14 protein-coding genes are annotated in these 16,175 nt (G+C 64.9%); 9 read left to right on the top strand and 5 right to left on the bottom strand.

All coding sequences use genetic code 11. From position 1 onward, the window contains the following. Nucleotides 1-83: 83 nt before the first annotated feature. Together Q9R31_RS04885 and Q9R31_RS04880 are read right to left on the bottom strand one after the other, a co-directional pair. Nucleotides 84-1,028 carry a metallophosphoesterase gene (locus Q9R31_RS04885; protein ID WP_311261589.1) on the bottom strand — a complete coding sequence of 315 codons (945 nt, stop codon included), beginning with the start codon at nucleotides 1,026-1,028 and terminating at the stop codon, nucleotides 84-86. 6 nt (nucleotides 1,029-1,034) lie between these two features. Next, a complete protein-coding gene (locus tag Q9R31_RS04880) occupies nucleotides 1,035-3,356 on the bottom strand; it encodes a transglycosylase domain-containing protein (RefSeq protein WP_311261588.1) in 2,322 nt (773 codons plus the stop codon). Between the two features lie 37 nt (nucleotides 3,357-3,393). On the opposite strand from Q9R31_RS04880, the gene Q9R31_RS04875 reads away from it, so the two are divergent. The 8 genes from Q9R31_RS04875 to Q9R31_RS04840 all read left to right on the top strand — a co-directional run bounded on the left by Q9R31_RS04875 (nucleotide 3,394) and on the right by Q9R31_RS04840 (nucleotide 11,148). Next, the gene (locus Q9R31_RS04875) at nucleotides 3,394-3,549 is read left to right on the top strand and encodes a DUF4177 domain-containing protein (protein ID WP_009359196.1); all 156 of its coding nucleotides are present in this window, start codon (nucleotides 3,394-3,396) and stop codon (nucleotides 3,547-3,549) included. 1 nt (nucleotide 3,550) lies between these two features. Continuing rightward, nucleotides 3,551-4,084, top strand: a complete 534-nt coding sequence (locus Q9R31_RS04870; RefSeq protein WP_311261587.1) for a RidA family protein — start codon at nucleotides 3,551-3,553, stop codon at nucleotides 4,082-4,084. A gap of 15 nt (nucleotides 4,085-4,099) precedes the next feature. Further along, nucleotides 4,100-5,011 (top strand): NUDIX hydrolase, encoded by a 912-nt coding sequence (locus tag Q9R31_RS04865; protein WP_311261586.1) that lies wholly within the window; start codon nucleotides 4,100-4,102, stop codon nucleotides 5,009-5,011. An 80-nt stretch (nucleotides 5,012-5,091) separates the two neighbouring features. Continuing rightward, nucleotides 5,092-6,093 (top strand): LacI family DNA-binding transcriptional regulator, encoded by a 1,002-nt coding sequence (locus Q9R31_RS04860; protein WP_311261585.1) that lies wholly within the window; start codon nucleotides 5,092-5,094, stop codon nucleotides 6,091-6,093. A gap of 290 nt (nucleotides 6,094-6,383) precedes the next feature. Further along, nucleotides 6,384-7,649, top strand: a complete 1,266-nt coding sequence (locus tag Q9R31_RS04855) for an extracellular solute-binding protein (RefSeq protein WP_397428196.1) — start codon at nucleotides 6,384-6,386, stop codon at nucleotides 7,647-7,649. A gap of 25 nt (nucleotides 7,650-7,674) precedes the next feature. Continuing rightward, nucleotides 7,675-8,655: a sugar ABC transporter permease gene (locus tag Q9R31_RS04850; protein ID WP_311261583.1), complete on the top strand. Its 981-nt coding sequence runs from the start codon at nucleotides 7,675-7,677 to the stop codon at nucleotides 8,653-8,655. A 2-nt stretch (nucleotides 8,656-8,657) separates the two neighbouring features. Beyond that, complete coding sequence (locus tag Q9R31_RS04845) at nucleotides 8,658-9,554, top strand: carbohydrate ABC transporter permease (RefSeq protein ID WP_311261582.1); 897 nt, start codon at nucleotides 8,658-8,660, stop codon at nucleotides 9,552-9,554. Between the two features lie 55 nt (nucleotides 9,555-9,609). Then, nucleotides 9,610-11,148 (top strand): alpha-N-arabinofuranosidase, encoded by a 1,539-nt coding sequence (locus tag Q9R31_RS04840; protein ID WP_311261581.1) that lies wholly within the window; start codon nucleotides 9,610-9,612, stop codon nucleotides 11,146-11,148. A 54-nt stretch (nucleotides 11,149-11,202) separates the two neighbouring features. On the opposite strand, the gene Q9R31_RS04835 is transcribed toward Q9R31_RS04840, so the two are convergent. Further along, nucleotides 11,203-11,880, bottom strand: coding sequence for a Crp/Fnr family transcriptional regulator (locus Q9R31_RS04835; RefSeq protein ID WP_013602309.1), 678 nt, complete (start codon nucleotides 11,878-11,880; stop codon nucleotides 11,203-11,205). A gap of 195 nt (nucleotides 11,881-12,075) precedes the next feature. On the opposite strand from Q9R31_RS04835, the gene Q9R31_RS04830 reads away from it, so the two are divergent. Continuing rightward, a complete protein-coding gene (locus Q9R31_RS04830; RefSeq protein ID WP_311261580.1) occupies nucleotides 12,076-13,260 on the top strand; it encodes a MarP family serine protease in 1,185 nt (394 codons plus the stop codon). A 31-nt stretch (nucleotides 13,261-13,291) separates the two neighbouring features. Here the strand turns inward: Q9R31_RS04830 and aroQ are convergent, their stop codons facing one another. Together aroQ and Q9R31_RS04820 are read right to left on the bottom strand one after the other, a co-directional pair. Beyond that, nucleotides 13,292-13,756 (bottom strand): type II 3-dehydroquinate dehydratase, encoded by a 465-nt coding sequence (gene aroQ, locus Q9R31_RS04825; protein WP_311261579.1) that lies wholly within the window; start codon nucleotides 13,754-13,756, stop codon nucleotides 13,292-13,294. A gap of 134 nt (nucleotides 13,757-13,890) precedes the next feature. After that, the gene (locus Q9R31_RS04820; protein WP_311261578.1) at nucleotides 13,891-16,083 is read right to left on the bottom strand and encodes an alpha-galactosidase; all 2,193 of its coding nucleotides are present in this window, start codon (nucleotides 16,081-16,083) and stop codon (nucleotides 13,891-13,893) included. Between the last annotated feature and the right edge of the window lie 92 nt (nucleotides 16,084-16,175).

Here is a 16,175-nt window from a genome sequence, read left to right as displayed (position 1 = left end):
CTATGCCATTGGCGTGAGGCGATTCACATCGATTTTCCCGGCCACCGGCTGCTTGCCCAGTTATTGCAGGCCGTAATGGTTAGTCAGGCCCGCGAGGTGAGCGTCAGCAGGACCGCTTCAGGTTTGCAGGCGATTCTTACCGGGGCGAAGCGTGAGGTGCCGATGCCGCCCGAGACGTTGACCGGCGTCGTGCTCCCGTTGCTTGACCAGTCGTTAAGGCCCTTTGCACGCCAGGTGGGAAGGTCGCAGTTGGACACGAGGGCTCCGTACCCGGGGATGCACAGCTGGCCGCCGTGGGTATGGCCGGCCAGCAGGAGGTCCGCCCCGCTTTCGGTGAAATGGTCCAGGACCCGCTGGTACGGCGCGTGGATGACCGCTACCCGGAGGTGGTCGTTCGTATCCTGGCTGACCGTTCCCCGCGGCCAGCCCGCGTACCGCTCCCGGTTCAGGTGCGGATCATCAACCCCGGAGAAATCAAAGCGCATGCCCTTGAGGACCACTGACTGGTGGCGGTTGGTCAGGTCAACCCAGCCGCTCATGCCGAATCCCGACCGCAGGCGCGGCCAGTCCAGGGCAATCGGTTTTGGCTTCACCTTGGACGGCCCCAGCAGGTATGCGGCAGGATTCTTCGGGCTGGGCGCGAAGTAGTCGTTGGAGCCTGGAACAAAGACGCCGGGGAACTGCAGCAGCGGTTTCAAGGCGTCCAGCAGCGGGTCCACGGCCTTTACGTGGCTGAGGTTGTCACCGGTGTTCACCACGAGGTCCGGCTGAAGGTCCGCCAGTGACCGCAGCCAGTCAGCTTTCTTCCGCTGGCCGGGGACGAAATGGATGTCGCTCAGGTGCAGGATCCGGAAAGGCTCGCGGCCGGGCGGGAGGATGGCCAGGGTTTCCTCGCGGAGGACAAACTGGTTCTTCTCCCACAGGCCGTAGCCGAAGGCAGCTGTTCCAGCCGCGGCACCGGCACCTGCAGTGACGGCAAAGCCGCGCCCGATTGCACGGGCGCGGCCTGCCAGGCTATCGATGCTCATGCGCGCTTAGCCGTTTCCCTTGCCATTGTTGCCGTTCCCGTTGCTGCTGGGCGCCGGGGCCGGAGCAGGCGCCTGGGTAGCCGGAGCCTGCGTTGCCGGAGCCTGGGTGGTCTGGGGAGTGGTGCGGCCAGGCGTGGTATTGGCGGGGGTGCCGCTGACCATGTTGCTCGGCGGTGCGGGGAACGGGTTGGTGCCGTACGCCGGAGCGACCTTGGCCATGTAGGTGGAGAACATGGGGCCGGCGATCATGTAGCCGTCAATGCCCTTGTAGAACTTGCCGTTGACCGTGATGTTTTGGCCGGCACGGCCCTGGTTGCCCAACGGGTCACCAAACCAGGCAGCGGTGGCCAGGCCGGTGGTGTGGCCGACAACCCAGGTGGAGCCGTTGGTGTTGGAGGTACCGGTCTTGGCGCCAATGGGGAAACTGGTCCTGGTGGAGATACGCGGCTGGATCAGTGAACCTGAACCCCTGTTCAGGACCTCCTGCAGCGCGTAGTTCACCCCGCGGGCAACCTCTGGCTTGATTGCATCACGGCAGCTGCTGGACTGGGCCGGCAGCTGTTTGCCCATGGCATCGGTGACCGAGGTGATGGCGATCGGTTCACAGTACTTTCCATCATTCGCGAAGGTGGCAAAGGCGCTGGCCATGGTCAGCGGTGACGTCTGGGTGGAACCCAGCAGGTTGCCCAGTGTCATCATGTTCACCTTAGGATTCGGCTCGCTGCCATCCGCCGACGGGAGGCCGCTGTGCAGTCCCACGGCGTCCACGATCTTCTGGATTCCGCAGAAGTCCAGCTGTGCTGCCGAAGCAAACGTCACGGTGTTAATGGAGTTGTAGAGGCCCTCCAGGACCGTCAGCGGTCGGTACCACTGGGGCTCGGCGTTCTGGAGGTCGTCCGCGGCGTCCAGCTGCGCGTTCTTCTGGGCCGTACTGTAGGCGCCCTGGACCTTGCCGCAGGTGTTCTTCCAAGGGTAGCCAATCGGATAGACCCGCTGAGCGGCGTTGACCACGGTGTTCATGGTCTTGCCCTCGTTGAGCCATTCCGCGAAGGTGAACGGCTTCATGGTGGAACCCGGCTGGAACCCGCCGACGCCATTGAGGTCGTTTCCGTCCTTGTCCAGCTGGTCAACGTTGAAGTTCAACTGGGAATTGAAGCCACCCGCGCCGGCCAGGAAGGAGGTGTTCTGTGCCATGGAGATGATCTTGCCCGTGCCCGGTTGCACCGACACCATGGAGGCACCCCATTTGTCCGGGTTGGCGCCGGCCGCGGCATCTGCCTGCTCCTGGGCCGTGGCCTGGGCCTTGGGATCCAGGGTGGTAGTGATGGTGAGGCCGCCGCCGTAGATGACGTGCTGCCGTTCCTCTTTGTCACTGCCGTAGGCCGGGTTGTTTTCGAGCAGGTGAAGGACGTAGTCGCAGAAGTAAGGGGCAGAGGCGGCATAGGCGCAACCCTGCTTGGGCTGGGTCACCTTGGGCTCCACCGGCGTGGCCACGGCGGCGTCATGCTCGGCCTGGGTGATCTTCTTCTGGTTCAGCATCAGTCCCAGCACCAGGTCGCGCCGCTGCTTGGACTTCTCGGGATTGGTGATGGGGTCAAAGGCGGAGGGGCTGTTCACCAGGCCGGCCAGGAGTGCCGCCTGCGGCAGGGTCAGGTCCTTGGCGGTGGTGCTGAAGAAGTACCGGGAAGCGGCCTCAATGCCATATGCGTCACGGTTGAAGAACACGATGTTCAGGTAGCCCTCAAGGATCTGGTCCTTGCTGAACTCCTTCTCCAGGGCAATGGAGAGCTTCATTTCGCGGAGCTTGTCACCCACGCCCTTGTTGACGCCGTTGAGCTTGATCTGGTCCTCTTCGCCGGCGGCAGCGAGGTTTGCGTTGAGCACGTTGTTGACGTACTGCTGGGTGATGGTGGAGGCGCCCTGCTTGTTGCCCCGGGCGGTGCTGACCAGCGCCCGGAGGATGCCGGTGGTGTCCACGCCGCCGTGCTCGTAGAACCTGCTGTCCTCGACGGCGATGATGGCGTTCTTCATGTTCGGCGAAATCTGGTCCAGCGGAACCTTCGTGCGGTTCTCCGTGTAGACGCTGGCGATCTCACTGCCGTCCGCAGCCAGGATCCGTGTTGTCTGGTTGGGCGGATCAACCTTCAGCTCTGCCGGAAGGGAATCGAAGAAGTCGATGGAACCGCTTGCCGCGCTGCCGGATACGGCCGCGGCAGGGACCAGCAGGCCTGCCACGAGGACACCGCAAATCGCGCTCACACCAAGGAAGAGAAGAATCTTACCCAGTGTGGTGGCAGTGTCGAATAAGGGGTTCTTGCGAGTCGCCATGTTTTCCACTTTACCGGCAAGGGCTACGCTTTCTCTCATGACCAAATGGGAGTACGCGACGATTCCGCTCATTATCCACGCCACAAAGCAGATCCTGGACCAGTGGGGAGAGGACGGCTGGGAGCTCGTCCAGGTAGTCCCCGGACCTGACGGCAACGGCCTTGTCGCCTACCTCAAGAGGGAGAAGCAGTAGCATGAGCACCCCGGCAGAAGCCCAGTCCAGCGCCGCAACGGCGCCCGCATCAGCCGTCGAGCAGCGCCTCGCGGAACTTGGCATCACCCTCCCCGAAGTGGCCGCCCCGGTGGCGTCCTACGTTCCCGCCGTCGTCTCCGGCAGCCACGTCTACACCTCGGGCCAGCTGCCGTTCATTAACGGCAAACTCGAAGCTACGGGCAAGGTGTCCGTCGGCACGGAAGGGTTCGCCGATGAGCCCACCGTTTCACCTGAGGACGCGCAGCGCTACGCAGCCGTCTGCGCCGTCAATGCCCTGGCCGCGGTCAAGAGCGTCATCGGGGACCTCGACAGGATCACCCGGATCGTGAAGGTTGTGGGATTCGTCTCATCGGACCCCTCGTTCACGGGCCAGCCCGCCGTCGTCAACGGCGCCTCGGAACTGCTGGGCCGCGTCCTGGGTGACGCCGGGCAGCACGCACGCTCCGCCGTCGGCGTTGCCGTTCTTCCGCTCGACTCTCCCGTAGAGGTCGAGCTGATCGCCGAATTCAGCTAGGACCGGACACTTCCCTTGCCTCACCTCGCACGACGCCTTTTTGCACTTCCCCAAGACCTTCAAGGGGCAGCACAAAGCTGGCTCGAACACGGCGAGCGCACGCCCCGGGCGGCGCGCTACGCCTCATCGGTAGTCCTCCTGCGTGATTCGCCCACCGGCCTGGAGACGTGGCTGGGCTACCGGCCCGGCTCCTCCCCGCTGGGGGTCCTCGCGTTCCCCGGCGGATCCCTGGACCCGGCCGACGACGAAGCCATGGGTTGGCTGGGCCCGTCACCGCAGCATTGGGCTGAGCAAATGGGAACGGACGACGTCGGGCTGGCGCGGCGCCACGTGGTGGGCGCCATCCGGGAGCTCTTCGAAGAAACCGGCGTGCTGCTGGCGGGCCCGGACATGTCCAGCACGGTCGAGGCCACGTCCACGTCCGAGTGGATGCGGGCACGCATTGCGGTGGCCGACCAGGAAAAGACGCTTGCCCAGGTACTGGGCAAGCGCGGCCTCTCGCTGCGCACCGACCTGCTCAAATCCCTGGTCAACTGGCGCAGCCCCGACTTTGCGCACCGCCGGTTCGACACCCGGTACTTCGCCGCCACCGTTCCCCTTGGCCAGGAACCGTCCCTGCTCGAAGGCAAGGGCGTGTGGGGCAGGTGGGTCAACGCCGCGCAGGTGATCCAGGAGCGGAACACCACAACACTGGGCGATGAAGCGGGACAGGAAAATACCGTGGGCCGCCCCCTGGGTGAACTGCTGGTCCCCGGCTCCGAAATCATGCTTGAGAAGATGGCGACGGCCAACGGCTGCATCGCCTACCTGAGCTACAAGCGCAAACCCCATGTGTACCAGCCAACCCTGGTCGAAGAGGACGGCAGGCTCATGCTCGAAGTCGAGGCCGCCAAGACCGTGGCGGGGGACCCTCAGCGCGAACGCTGACGCTCCTCCAGGTGGAGCACTTGGACGGCGGACCAGAGTAAAATCGGCACCAAAGCCACACCGGAAGCAAGGGGGCGTCTTTGCGCGCAACGGTCAAGGACGTAGCGCGCCTCGCAGGGGTTTCGCCGAAGACGGTCTCCAACGTCATGAACGGCATTGTCCCGGTCAGCGGCCCCACCAGGGTCAAGGTGGAGCAGGCCATGGTGGAATTGGACTACGTTCCCAACCTCTCGGCCCGCGGGCTGCGCAACGGAAGGTCGGGGGTCATAGCCCTGGCCTTGCCCGACCTTGCCACGCCGTACTCCGCCGAAATCGCCCACAGCGTGGTGGAAGTAGCCCACGAACAGGGGTGGAGCGTACAGATCGAGGAGACGGGGTCCGATCCCACCCGGGAATACGAACTGATGTCGCGGGCTCGGTCCAACTTGATCGATGGGCTCATCCTCAACCCCGTGGTACTGGACGAGAGTGCCGTCAAAGTGGGGGTTGCCCTCCCGCCGGTGGTCCTGCTGGGGGAGGTGTCCCAGAAGCTGGCCGACCGTGTATGGGTGGACAGTGTTGCGGCCGCCCGTGACATGACACTGGCGCTGGGCAGGACCGGCCGGCGGCGCATTGCCGTGCTGGGAGCCGCGGAAGGCCGGGGTTCGGCGGCAGCGGTTCTCCGCACCCGTGGTTACCAGGCCGCACTCGAAGAACTCGGCATAGCCTGGGACGATTCGCTGATTATCCCCTGCGAAAAGTGGAGCCCGGACGCCGCAGCAAAAGCACTGTCCACCTATCTTGATTCGTACCCGCTTCCCGAGGCCTTGTTCTGCTTCACCGACTCCATGGCCATCGGCGCACTCAGCGTGCTGTGGAAGCGCGGGATCAGGGTTCCGGACGACGTGGCCGTCGCCGGCTTCGACGATATTGCCGATGCACAGTACGCGGTGCCGTCGTTGACCACGGTTTCCTTCGACAAGCGCCAGGTGGCCAGTGAGGCTTTGCGCCTCCTGACGGAACGCATGGGCGATCGTGAGGGCCCGCAGAAGGTCGTGGCCATCGACTACAGGATCGTGGAGCGGCAGAGCACGTCCTCCTAGGCTTCCGCTCCTCGTCCCAGACTGCTCAGGCAAGCTCCTAATCGAGAGCGGCAAGTCACTTTGCGCACGCTAACAATTTTTCATTGTGGTGGCCGTTACATCGATGTAATGTGAGGCGTGCGTCACACCGAAGCCCTCGAGGGCGCGGTTGCGGGACATGCAGCAACAACGGTTTGTGGCGCGGGAATGACTTTCAGCGGACCCATCCAAAGGAGTGACGGGTGAAGCAGTTTGATTTTTTCGCAGGCAGGCAGCTGTCAAGGCGGCAACTACTGTCAGGAACCGCAGCAATGGGAAGCGTATTCGCCGCGGCGGCCCTGTCCGGGTGCGGCGGGAACGCCTCCGCCGCGTCTCCCAGGGACATCCAGTTCTGGCATCTCCTGTCCGGCGGCGACGGCATCAAGATGCAGGCCATGATCAGCAAGGCGAATGAGGCCAACCCCGGCTTCAAGGTGCACCCCACCGTCCTTGCGTGGGGGCCGCCCTACTACACCAAGCTCGCCATGGCATCGGCCGGCGGCCGGCCGCCGCAGCTGGCCATCATGCATGCCAGCAGGGTTCCAGGCTATGCACCCGGTGGCCTGATCGACCCCTGGGACCTGGACCTATTGTCTGAATTCGGCGTCACGGACCGGAGCTTCGCACCGCGGATCTGGGACAAGAGCCAGAACAACGGCAAAGTCTTTTCCATCGCCCTCGATTCGCATCCATTTGTCATGTTCTACAACCGTGATGTGGCCGGAAAGGCGGGGCTGCTTGGCAGCAACGGGCAGTTGCAGGAGGCGTCGTCACCCCAGGAATTCCTCAACATCGCCCGGGAAATGCAGAAGGTGACGCAGGCACACGGTTTGTCCTTCGGATACCTCGGCAGTGGATCGCAGATGTGGCGTCTCTTCTACACGCTCTACAAACAGCACGGCGCAGACATGGAACTGACACCCGGTAAGCCCATGGTTGCGGACAACGATGCGGCGGTTGAATCCCTGGAGTTCATGACGTCGCTCTTCGATGACACCATCGCGGCGCAGAGCGGTGATATCAGCACCGGAATCGCGGAGTTCGCCCGCGGGGGTTCGGGAATGCTGTTCAGCGGGGTCTGGGAGCTTCCCACCTTCAAGAAGGCAAACCTGCCGGTAGACGCCGCAACCATCCCCACGCTCTACGGCACACCGGCAGCCTACGCTGACTCGCATTCCTTCGTACTGCCCCGGCAGTTGAATGTGGACGACGGGAAGCGGCGGGACGTCTACAAGTTCGTGAGCGACATCCTCAAGGGCTCACTGTCCTGGGCCGAGGCAGGGCACATCCCCGCGTACCAGCCGGTGGTGCAGTCACAGGCGTACCGGGACCTCACGCCCCAGATCCACTACGCCGACGCCGCGGACATCATCACTTACGACCCCGAGGCCTGGTTCAGCGGATCCGGCTCGGACTGGCAAACCTATTTTGCCGAGACCGTGCAGAACGTGCTTCTCGGCCGCGACAAGGCAACCGACGGCTGGGACGCCTTCGTGCGGCGCACCAACACCCTCCTTTCCCGTCCCAACCCGGTGTGAACCGCCAAGCGACACAGGAGTCCACATGAGTTCCCTAGCAACATCCCGCGACAGCGAGGGGCACGCAGGTTCCCTGCCCGGGCTGTCCCGCCAAAAATCGTTCAACCCAACCGGATCCCGGTCCGGGCGGGCCCGTTCCCAGAGGAGCAGAGACAACCTCAACGGATGGGCGTTCGCCGCACCGTTCCTGGCATTCTTCCTGGTCTTCCTGGTATGGCCGCTCCTTTACGGGCTGTATATGAGCATGACCGGCAAGTCGCTCACCGGCGCCAACGACAGTGTCATCGGCTTCGCCAACTATGCAGAGGCCCTCGCCGACGCCGACATGTGGCATTCGCTGGGCAATACCCTCTACTTCACGGTCATCAGCACCATCCCCCTGGTGGTCGTTGCCCTCGTTATGGCGGCGTTGGTTAACGTCGGGCTGCCTGCGCAATGGCTGTGGCGGCTCTCCTACTTTGCCCCGTACCTGTTGGCATCCACCGTCGTATCCCTGTTCTTCACCTGGATGTACAACCCGCAATTGGGCCTCATCAACGACGCACTGGCCAAGATTGGACTGCCGAAAGTGGCGTGGCTGAATGACCCCGGCGTAGCGATGTGGGCCATCGTCATCGCCACGCTGTGGTGGACGGTGGGCTTCAACTTTCTCCTGTACCTGGCTGCGATGCAGAACATCCCCGCCCAGCACTATGAGGCGGCGTCGCTGGACGGCGCCGGAGCCTGGCGGCAGTTCTTCGCCATTACCCTGCCGCAGCTGGCTCCGACCACCGTGATGATCGTGCTCCTGCAGATCCTGGCCTCGCTGAAGATTTTCGACCAGGTCTACCAAATGACAGCAGGCGGTCCCGCTGGAGCCACCAGGCCGGTAGTCCAATACGTCTTCGAAACAGGCTTCACCGGGTACCGGCTGGGCTACTCCGCAGCCATCTCCTACATCTTCTTTGGACTGATCGTGGCTGTATCGGTCATCCAGTTCTTCATCACCCGCCGCAGGAGTGCATAGCCATGGCAACCCAAACTCTCATCCGCCCCGTCACTTCCACTGCAAGGTCGTCCGCCAGCCGGAAAACCGGCCGCAGGATGACCCTGGGCCGGGCCGCAGTCCTGGCCGTCGCCGCGCTGCTGGCCGTCCTCTGGCTGGTGCCTTTCGCCTGGGCAACCGTCACCGCCTTCAAGAGTGAGACGGACGCCGCCTCTCCCAAGGTCAGCTGGATCCCGCCGTCGGGCTTTACCGCCGACGCGTTTGTGAAGGTATTCCAGGATGGCAACATCCCGCTGTGGACCTGGAATTCCCTGTACACCTCGGCGGCCATCACGGTGATCACCCTGGTGATCTCGGCACTCGTGGCCTATGCCCTGTCCCGGATAGATTTCCGTGGCAAGAAGGTCCTGATGGTGGTGATCATCGCGTCCATCATCATCCCGCCGCCGGTCCTGATCATCCCGCTGTTCTACCAAATGGTGGCGCTGCACATGATCGATACCTCCTGGGCCATCATCCTGCCGCAGGTCATCCATCCCGCCATGGTGTTCGTGCTCAAGAAGTTCTTCGACCAGATCCCCCGGGAACTCGAAGAGGCCGCGGTGATGGACGGTGCCAGCCGCATGCGGATTTTCCTCCAGGTCATCCTGCCGCTGTCCCGTCCCATCCTCGCCGCCGTCGCGATCTTTGTCTTCATCAGTGCCTGGAACAACTTCCTCTGGCCGTTCATCGCCACCAACGACGGCTCCATCCTGACCCTCCCGGTGGGGCTGCAGACCATCAAGAGCGCCTACGGCATCCAGTACGCCCAGAACATGGCGTCTGCGCTGCTCGCAGCCCTTCCGCTGATCCTGGTGTTCCTTTTCTTCCAGCGCCAGATCATCAAGGGCGTTGCGACGACGGGACTGGCCGGCACCTGATTCCGCCCTTTGCTTGTCCACCACCAACACCCAGCACAACCAAGGAGATTTGCACATGTCCCGCGCCAGGATCACCCTCGACCGCGACTTCACCATCGGCGAAGTGCCCCGCCGGCTATTTGGCTCGTTCGTCGAGCACATGGGCCGCTGCGTCTACACCGGCATTTACGAACCGGGGCACCCGGAGGCCGACGACAACGGCTTCCGCCAGGACGTCCTCAAGCTCGTCAAGGAGCTCGGCGCCACCGTCATCCGCTACCCCGGTGGCAACTTCGTCTCCGGTTATGACTGGGAAGACGGAATCGGCCCCCGGGAAGACCGGCCCCGCCGGCTGGACGGCGCCTGGCACACCCTGGAGACCAACGCCTTCGGCCTCCACGAATTCGTGGACTGGTCCCGCCAGGCCGGTACCGAAATCATGGAAGCCATCAACCTCGGCACCAGGGGAGTGGACGCAGCCCGGGCCATTGTGGAGTACGCCAACCACCCCGGCGGCACCCGCCTCTCGGACCTGCGCGCCAGGAACGGCCACAAGGACCCGTTCAACATCAAACTCTGGTGCCTGGGCAACGAAATGGACGGTCCGTGGCAGATCGGCCACAAGACGGCCGCAGAGTATGGCCGGCTGGCCCAGGAAGCGGCCAAGGCCATGCGGTTCGTCGATCCGGAGATCGAACTGGTGGCCTGCGGAAGTTCGAATTCCGGGATGCCCACCTTCGGCGCCTGGGAACAAACGGTCCTGTCGCATGCCTATGAGGAGGTGGATTATGTTTCACTGCATGCCTACTACCAGGAGCGCGACGGCGACGTTGGCAGCTTCATCGCCAGCGCAGTGGACACGGACTACTTCATCGAATCCGTCATAGCCACCGCCGACGCGGTCCGGGCCAAGGGCAAGCACAGGAAGCACATCAACCTGTCCTTCGACGAGTGGAACGTCTGGTACCAGCGGGGCCTGGACACCGAAGACCAGCCTCACAATGTCTCAAAGGCCGGCTGGCGTGAGCACCCCCGGGTCATCGAGGACAAGTACAACGTGACGGACGCCGTCGTCGTCGGAACCCTGCTCAACTCGTTGCTCCGCCATGGGGACAGGGTCAAAATCGCCAACCAGGCACAGCTGGTCAACGTCATTGCCCCGATCTTCTCCGAAGAGAACGGCCCTGCCTGGCGCCAGACCATTTTCCACCCCTTCGCCCGGATGGCCGAACTGGCGAAGGGACAGATCCTGCGGTTGTCCGTGGACTCGGACAAGTACGCCAACGCGCGGTTTGGCGACGCGGACCTGGTGGATGTCAGCGCCACCTGGAACGAGGAAACGGGCCGGGTGGCCCTGTTCCTGGCCAATCGCGGCCTTGAAGAGGCCGCGGACGTGGAGGTGGCCCTGCGTGGCTTCGACGCGCAGCGGGTGGTCAGGGCGGAAGTGCTCGAAATCCCGGAGGGCGGGGACAGGTTCACCATCAACAACCAGGAGAACCCGGACCGGGTGGGCCTGAAACCGCTCGAGGGGGCCAAGGCAGCCGGGTCCGAGCTCCGGCTCAGCCTTCCCGCCTTGTCGTGGGCCGTCGTCGAACTTGAAGTGGTGAAGAACTAACCAAGCCCAGGCATGGAAAAGGCCGCCCCTCGAGGCGGCCTTTTCTGTTGGGTCCTAGCGGGAGCGCTGGCGGAGGCGCTGCATGTCCAGGATGACCACGGCGCGGGCTTCGAGCCGGAGCCAGCCCCGCTGCACGAACTCGGCCAGGGCCTTGTTGACCGTTTCACGGGAGGCGCCCACCAGCTGCGCCAGTTCTTCCTGAGTGAGCTCGTGTGCCACCAGGACGCCGTCCGTTGCCGGCCGGCCGAAGCGGTCCGCCAGGTCCAGCAGGGCCTTGGCCACGCGGCCGGGGACGTCGGAGAAGACCAGGTCCGACAGGGAGTCGTTGGTGCGGCGCAGGCGGCGGGCCAGTGCCTGCAGCAGCTGGGCGGAAACCTCGGGGCGGGTGCGCAGCAGCGTGTTCAGGCTCTCGTTCTTGAGCCCGGCCAGCCGGGTTTCGGACACCGCGGTGGCGGTGGCGGTGCGGGGGCTGGGGTCGAACAGGGCCATTTCGCCGAACAGCTCACCGGGGCCGAGGATGGCCAGGAGCGATTCGCGGCCGTCGGGGGAGGTGCGTCCGAGCTTCACCTTGCCTGAGACGATGAAGTACAGCTGGTCACCCTGGTCACCCTCGCGGAACACGGACGCGCCGCGGGACAGGTCCACCTCGGTCAGCTCATCCGTCAGAAGCCGGAATGCGTCGTCGTCGAGCGTGGCGAAAAGGGGTGCTCGGCGCAGTACCTCGATGTCCATGAAATCTCCTGAGTAAAAGTATCGGCTGTGGCGCTTGTGCCATTGTTTCAGAATTTTCAACGTTCTGTGACGAACTTGGCAGCCGAAACGCCTGCAGGCGGTGGATTGCGGGTCTGGCGGAGGGCGCCGCCGGCCGCGGAAGTTTGTCAGTGCCCGCCACTAGAATGGGGGTTCAACTGTTAATAAGGAGCCTTTGTGGTCGGCCTGACTGTCCTGGACATCGTCCTGATCCTGGCGCTGCTGTCATACCTGATCTACGGCCTCCGCAACGGGTTCCTGGTCACTGCCGGTGGCCTCGCCGGGTTCGCTGCCGGCGCCATTGCCGCATTCTTCGCCGTCCCCCTCGTCAGCACCTTTGTCGAGGATTCCGGGTGGAGGCTGACCGCCATCATCGCTGCCGCCGTCGTCCTGATGGCGCTGGGGCATGGCCTGGGCACCATGGTGGGGCGCCAGCTCCGGGGCGTGGTGCGGATCCGGCCCCTGCGCGCGGTGGACCGGCTGGTGGGCGGCGCGCTGAACCTTGTGGTCTCAGCGCTGGTGATGTCCATGCTGGCCTTCAGCGTCAGCTCCCTCGGCGTGCCGGTCGTGTCCCAGCAGCTGGCCGAGTCCAAGGTGATCCGTTTCATCGACGGACTCACCCCCACTCCCGTCAAGGCCACCATGGCGCAGCTGCGCTCCACGGTGATCGGCAACGGAATCCCCACGTTGATCGAAGGGCTGGACCACGGCCAGACCGTCCAGGTGCCCAACACCAGCACCAATACTCCGGCGCTTAACAAAGCGGCGCAGTCCGTCCTCAGGATTGCCGGCACCGCGTACGAATGCGGCCAGAACCAGACCGGCAGCGGTTTCGTGGTGTCCCCCGACCGCGTGGTGACCAACGCGCACGTCGTTGCGGGCGTGTCGCAGCCGGTGGTGGAGATGTCCGACGGCGGTGCGATGCCCGGGCGCGTGGTCTACTTCGATACCAGGCGGGATCTGGCGGTCCTGGCAGTGGACAACCTGCCGTCCCAACCGCTGCCGCTGAGCCGCGACCTGCCCGGCGGCAGCCAGGCCGCGTTCGCCGGGTACCCGCACGGCGGACCTTTCCAGTCCAAGCCCGCCACCGTGCAGGACATTGCCACGGTCCTGGTCCCGGACATCTATGGAAACAACCCCTCCCCGGAGGACATCTACCGCCTGGCCGGGGATGTGCAGCCGGGAAACTCGGGCGGCCCGCTGCTCACCGCCGATGGCCAGGTGGCCGGGGTCATTTTCGCCAAGGCAACCTCGGATGCCGAAGTGGGGTTCGCCATCACCATGAACGACCTTCACCCCGTCGCAGAGCAGGCGCCGTCGCTGTCCGCGCCCGTCTCCTCCGGGCAGTGCATCCAGAAGTAGGGGCTGCGCATCCGGAAGCAGTGACTCCGGGCTACAGGACCTCGGCCAGGTAGTCGATGGCCAGTTTGTAGCCGAACACGCCTGCGCCGACAATCACCGCGGCGCAGACCGGCGACAGGTAGGAGTGGTGCCGGAATTCCTCGCGCTGGTGCACGTTGGTGATGTGCACCTCGACGGCGGGCAGCTGCACGGCGGCCAGGGCATCACGAAGAGCCACGGACGTGTGCGTGAAGGCGCCGGCGTTGAGGACAATGCCGACGGCGTTCTGCCGGGCGGCGTGGATGGTGTCCAGCAGGACGCCTTCGTGGTTGGACTGGACGCACTCTACAGCGAAGCCGTGTTTTTCCGCGGCGGAAGCGGCCAGCTGCTCCACATCGGCAAGGGTTGAAGTGCCGTACTTCTCCGGCTCCCGCGTACCGAGCAGGTTCAGGTTGGGGCCATTGATGACCAGGATGGTGCCGCGGCCGGCTTCGACAGTGGAGGAGGCTTCAGTCATGCCTGCAAATCTATCGGTTGGCCCTGCCCGCCGCGCATTCTTACGCCCGCCCACCCCATCGACTGCTCCGTAAACGCCGTTTTGAGGGGCCAAAACGTCGAATAGGGAGCAATCGATGGGGCTTTAGAGGCGGTTTAGAGGGCGGTTGCCTTCAGCAGCAGGGCATGCTCGGGGTTCAGGATGGGCATGGGCAGCCCCACCTCCGCGAGGAAACGGCCGTTGGCAACAGCTCCCTCGGCAAGCCACCCCGGCGGCTGCGCCTGGATAAAGGTGTGCGGATAATCGGCGTCGTCCTGGGTGGGGGCGAGCACCTCGATCCGGTAATTCCGCTCCGGTTCCAGGCCTGGAAGTCCCATGCGCCCGGGCTGCTCCGCAGCGGACGTGCGCGTGCTCACGACGGCGAACAGGGCCGCCGTCGTGCTTTCCGCAACGGACGCGTCCGCTACCACGCCGTGCAGCAGGAAGGCATCATCGGCGACGTCCGCGTGGACCCGGCGGCCGCTGTGGATCAGGTCCCGGTGTTCCTTGTACAGCCTCACCATGCGCCGAAGCTCCTCCCGCTCCTTGCCGTGGACACTCCGGACGTCCCATTCCATTCCGAAGTGGCCGAACAGGGCGGTGATGGCCCGGAACGACAGGTCGTGGGTGCGGGCTGTGGTGTGCGACGTGGTGGGGCCGATGTGGCTGCCCACAAGCTCGGGCGGGACCACAACGCCGGTCCAGCGCTGGATGGTTTGCCGTTCCAGGGCGTCGTTGCAGTCCGATGCCCAGATCCGGTCCGTCCGCTCGAGAATGCCCAGGTCCACGCGCGCGCCGCCGGAGGAGCAGCTCTCAATCTCCACTCCGGGGTGTGCCTTGCGGAGCTCATCGAACAACCGGTACGCGGCGAGGGTCTGGGAGTGGACGGAGGGCCTGCCGGCGTGGCCGTGCTCCACGAGGTCCCGGTTCTGGTCCCACTTCAGGTAACTGATGTTGTTGCCTGCCAGGAGCGCGTCGATCCGGTCGTAGATGTACTGCCAGGCCTCCGGGTTCACCAGGTCGATGACATGCTGGCTGCGCCATTCCAAGGGCAGCCGGCCGCCGTCCTTGTGAGCTGCGGCGGAAGGACCCACTATCCAGTCAGGATGGGCTCGGGCGATGTCCGAGTCAAGGCTCACCATCTCCGGTTCCACCCACAGGCCAAACTCCATGCCGCGGGATGTGACAGCGTCGATGAGCGGGGTCAGCCCGTTGGGCCACAGGGTTTCGTCCACGTACCAGTCGCCCAGGCCTGCGTGGTCGTCGCGGCGGCCCCGGAACCAGCCGTCGTCGAGCACGAAGCGCTCCACGCCCAGGTCTCCGGCGGACTCTGCCAGTTCGGTCAGGACGTCCAGGTTGTGGTTGAAGTACACCGCTTCCCAGACGTTCAGCACCACCGGCCGCGGCTTGCCGGCGGGCAGGCCGGTGGACGCGGCAGGCAGTACGTGGTGCGGGCGGGACCTGAACCAGCTGTAGAAAGCCTCGGTGATGCCGTCCAGGCCGCGGTCCGAGTAGGCGGCGAACAGCGCGGGGGTGGTGTAGGCGGCACCCGGCTCGAGGATGACTTCGGCGGGGCCCAACAGTTCCGAGCCGCCGATCATGGTCCGGCCGTCGCCGATGGTGTCCGCGAACTGCTCATGGTTGCCGCTCCAGGCAAGGTGCGTAGCCCACACCCTGCCGCGCCGGTTGCCAAAGCCCTTGGTACCGGCGGCGAACAGCAGGGAGGAATCGTGCCCGGTGCGCCCGTGCCGGCCCGTCCGGACCCACGTGCCCTGCTCGATGGCGCGGCGCTGCGGGTGCCGTTCCCGGCACCAGCGCCCGGTCAGGTCAAGGAGCTCGACGGCGTCGGACGCCACCGGAAGGACGGTTGCCAGCTCGTCCACCTGGAAAGGCGTCGTTCCGTCATTGGTGACGGTGTGGCGCAGCTCCAGCAGGCCGCCCGCATGAAGCGCGAGGGACGTCGCGACGCTCAGGCCCGTCTCGGCGTCGGCCTGCACGATGGTGGCGGCGGACCCCTCGGTGCGGACGGACGTGACGCGGAGGCGGGAGGAGAAGTCGAGGCCAGCGCCGTTGTCCGTGATCCGGTGGCCACGCAGGGCCGGGCGCCCGCGCCAGGCCGACGAAGCCTGGGGGAGCAGGCCCGCAGGGACACGGGCGTCAATCGACGAGGGAGGCACGGCAGCCGTGAGGATGGCCAGGTCCGGCAGGTGCGGGCCCAGGTCCGCGCCCCAGTGGATGACTTCGGCCTCCCCGCTGTCGAAACTGATCACCAGGCTGGTGCCGGCGGAACGGAGGTGCAAGGGATCCATAGGGAAGTCTCTTTCGTGCTGGTGCGGTGTTGAAGATGCGGATCATGGAAGAAAGGGTGCAGATGCCGCCGCCGCGAGGAGGGGCGGCGGCA

Origin of the sequence: Pseudarthrobacter sp. BRE9 (assembly GCF_031844305.1) — a bacterium.
Taxonomy (GTDB): domain Bacteria; phylum Actinomycetota; class Actinomycetes; order Actinomycetales; family Micrococcaceae; genus Arthrobacter.
This window is presented reverse-complemented; position numbering and strand designations above follow the sequence as displayed.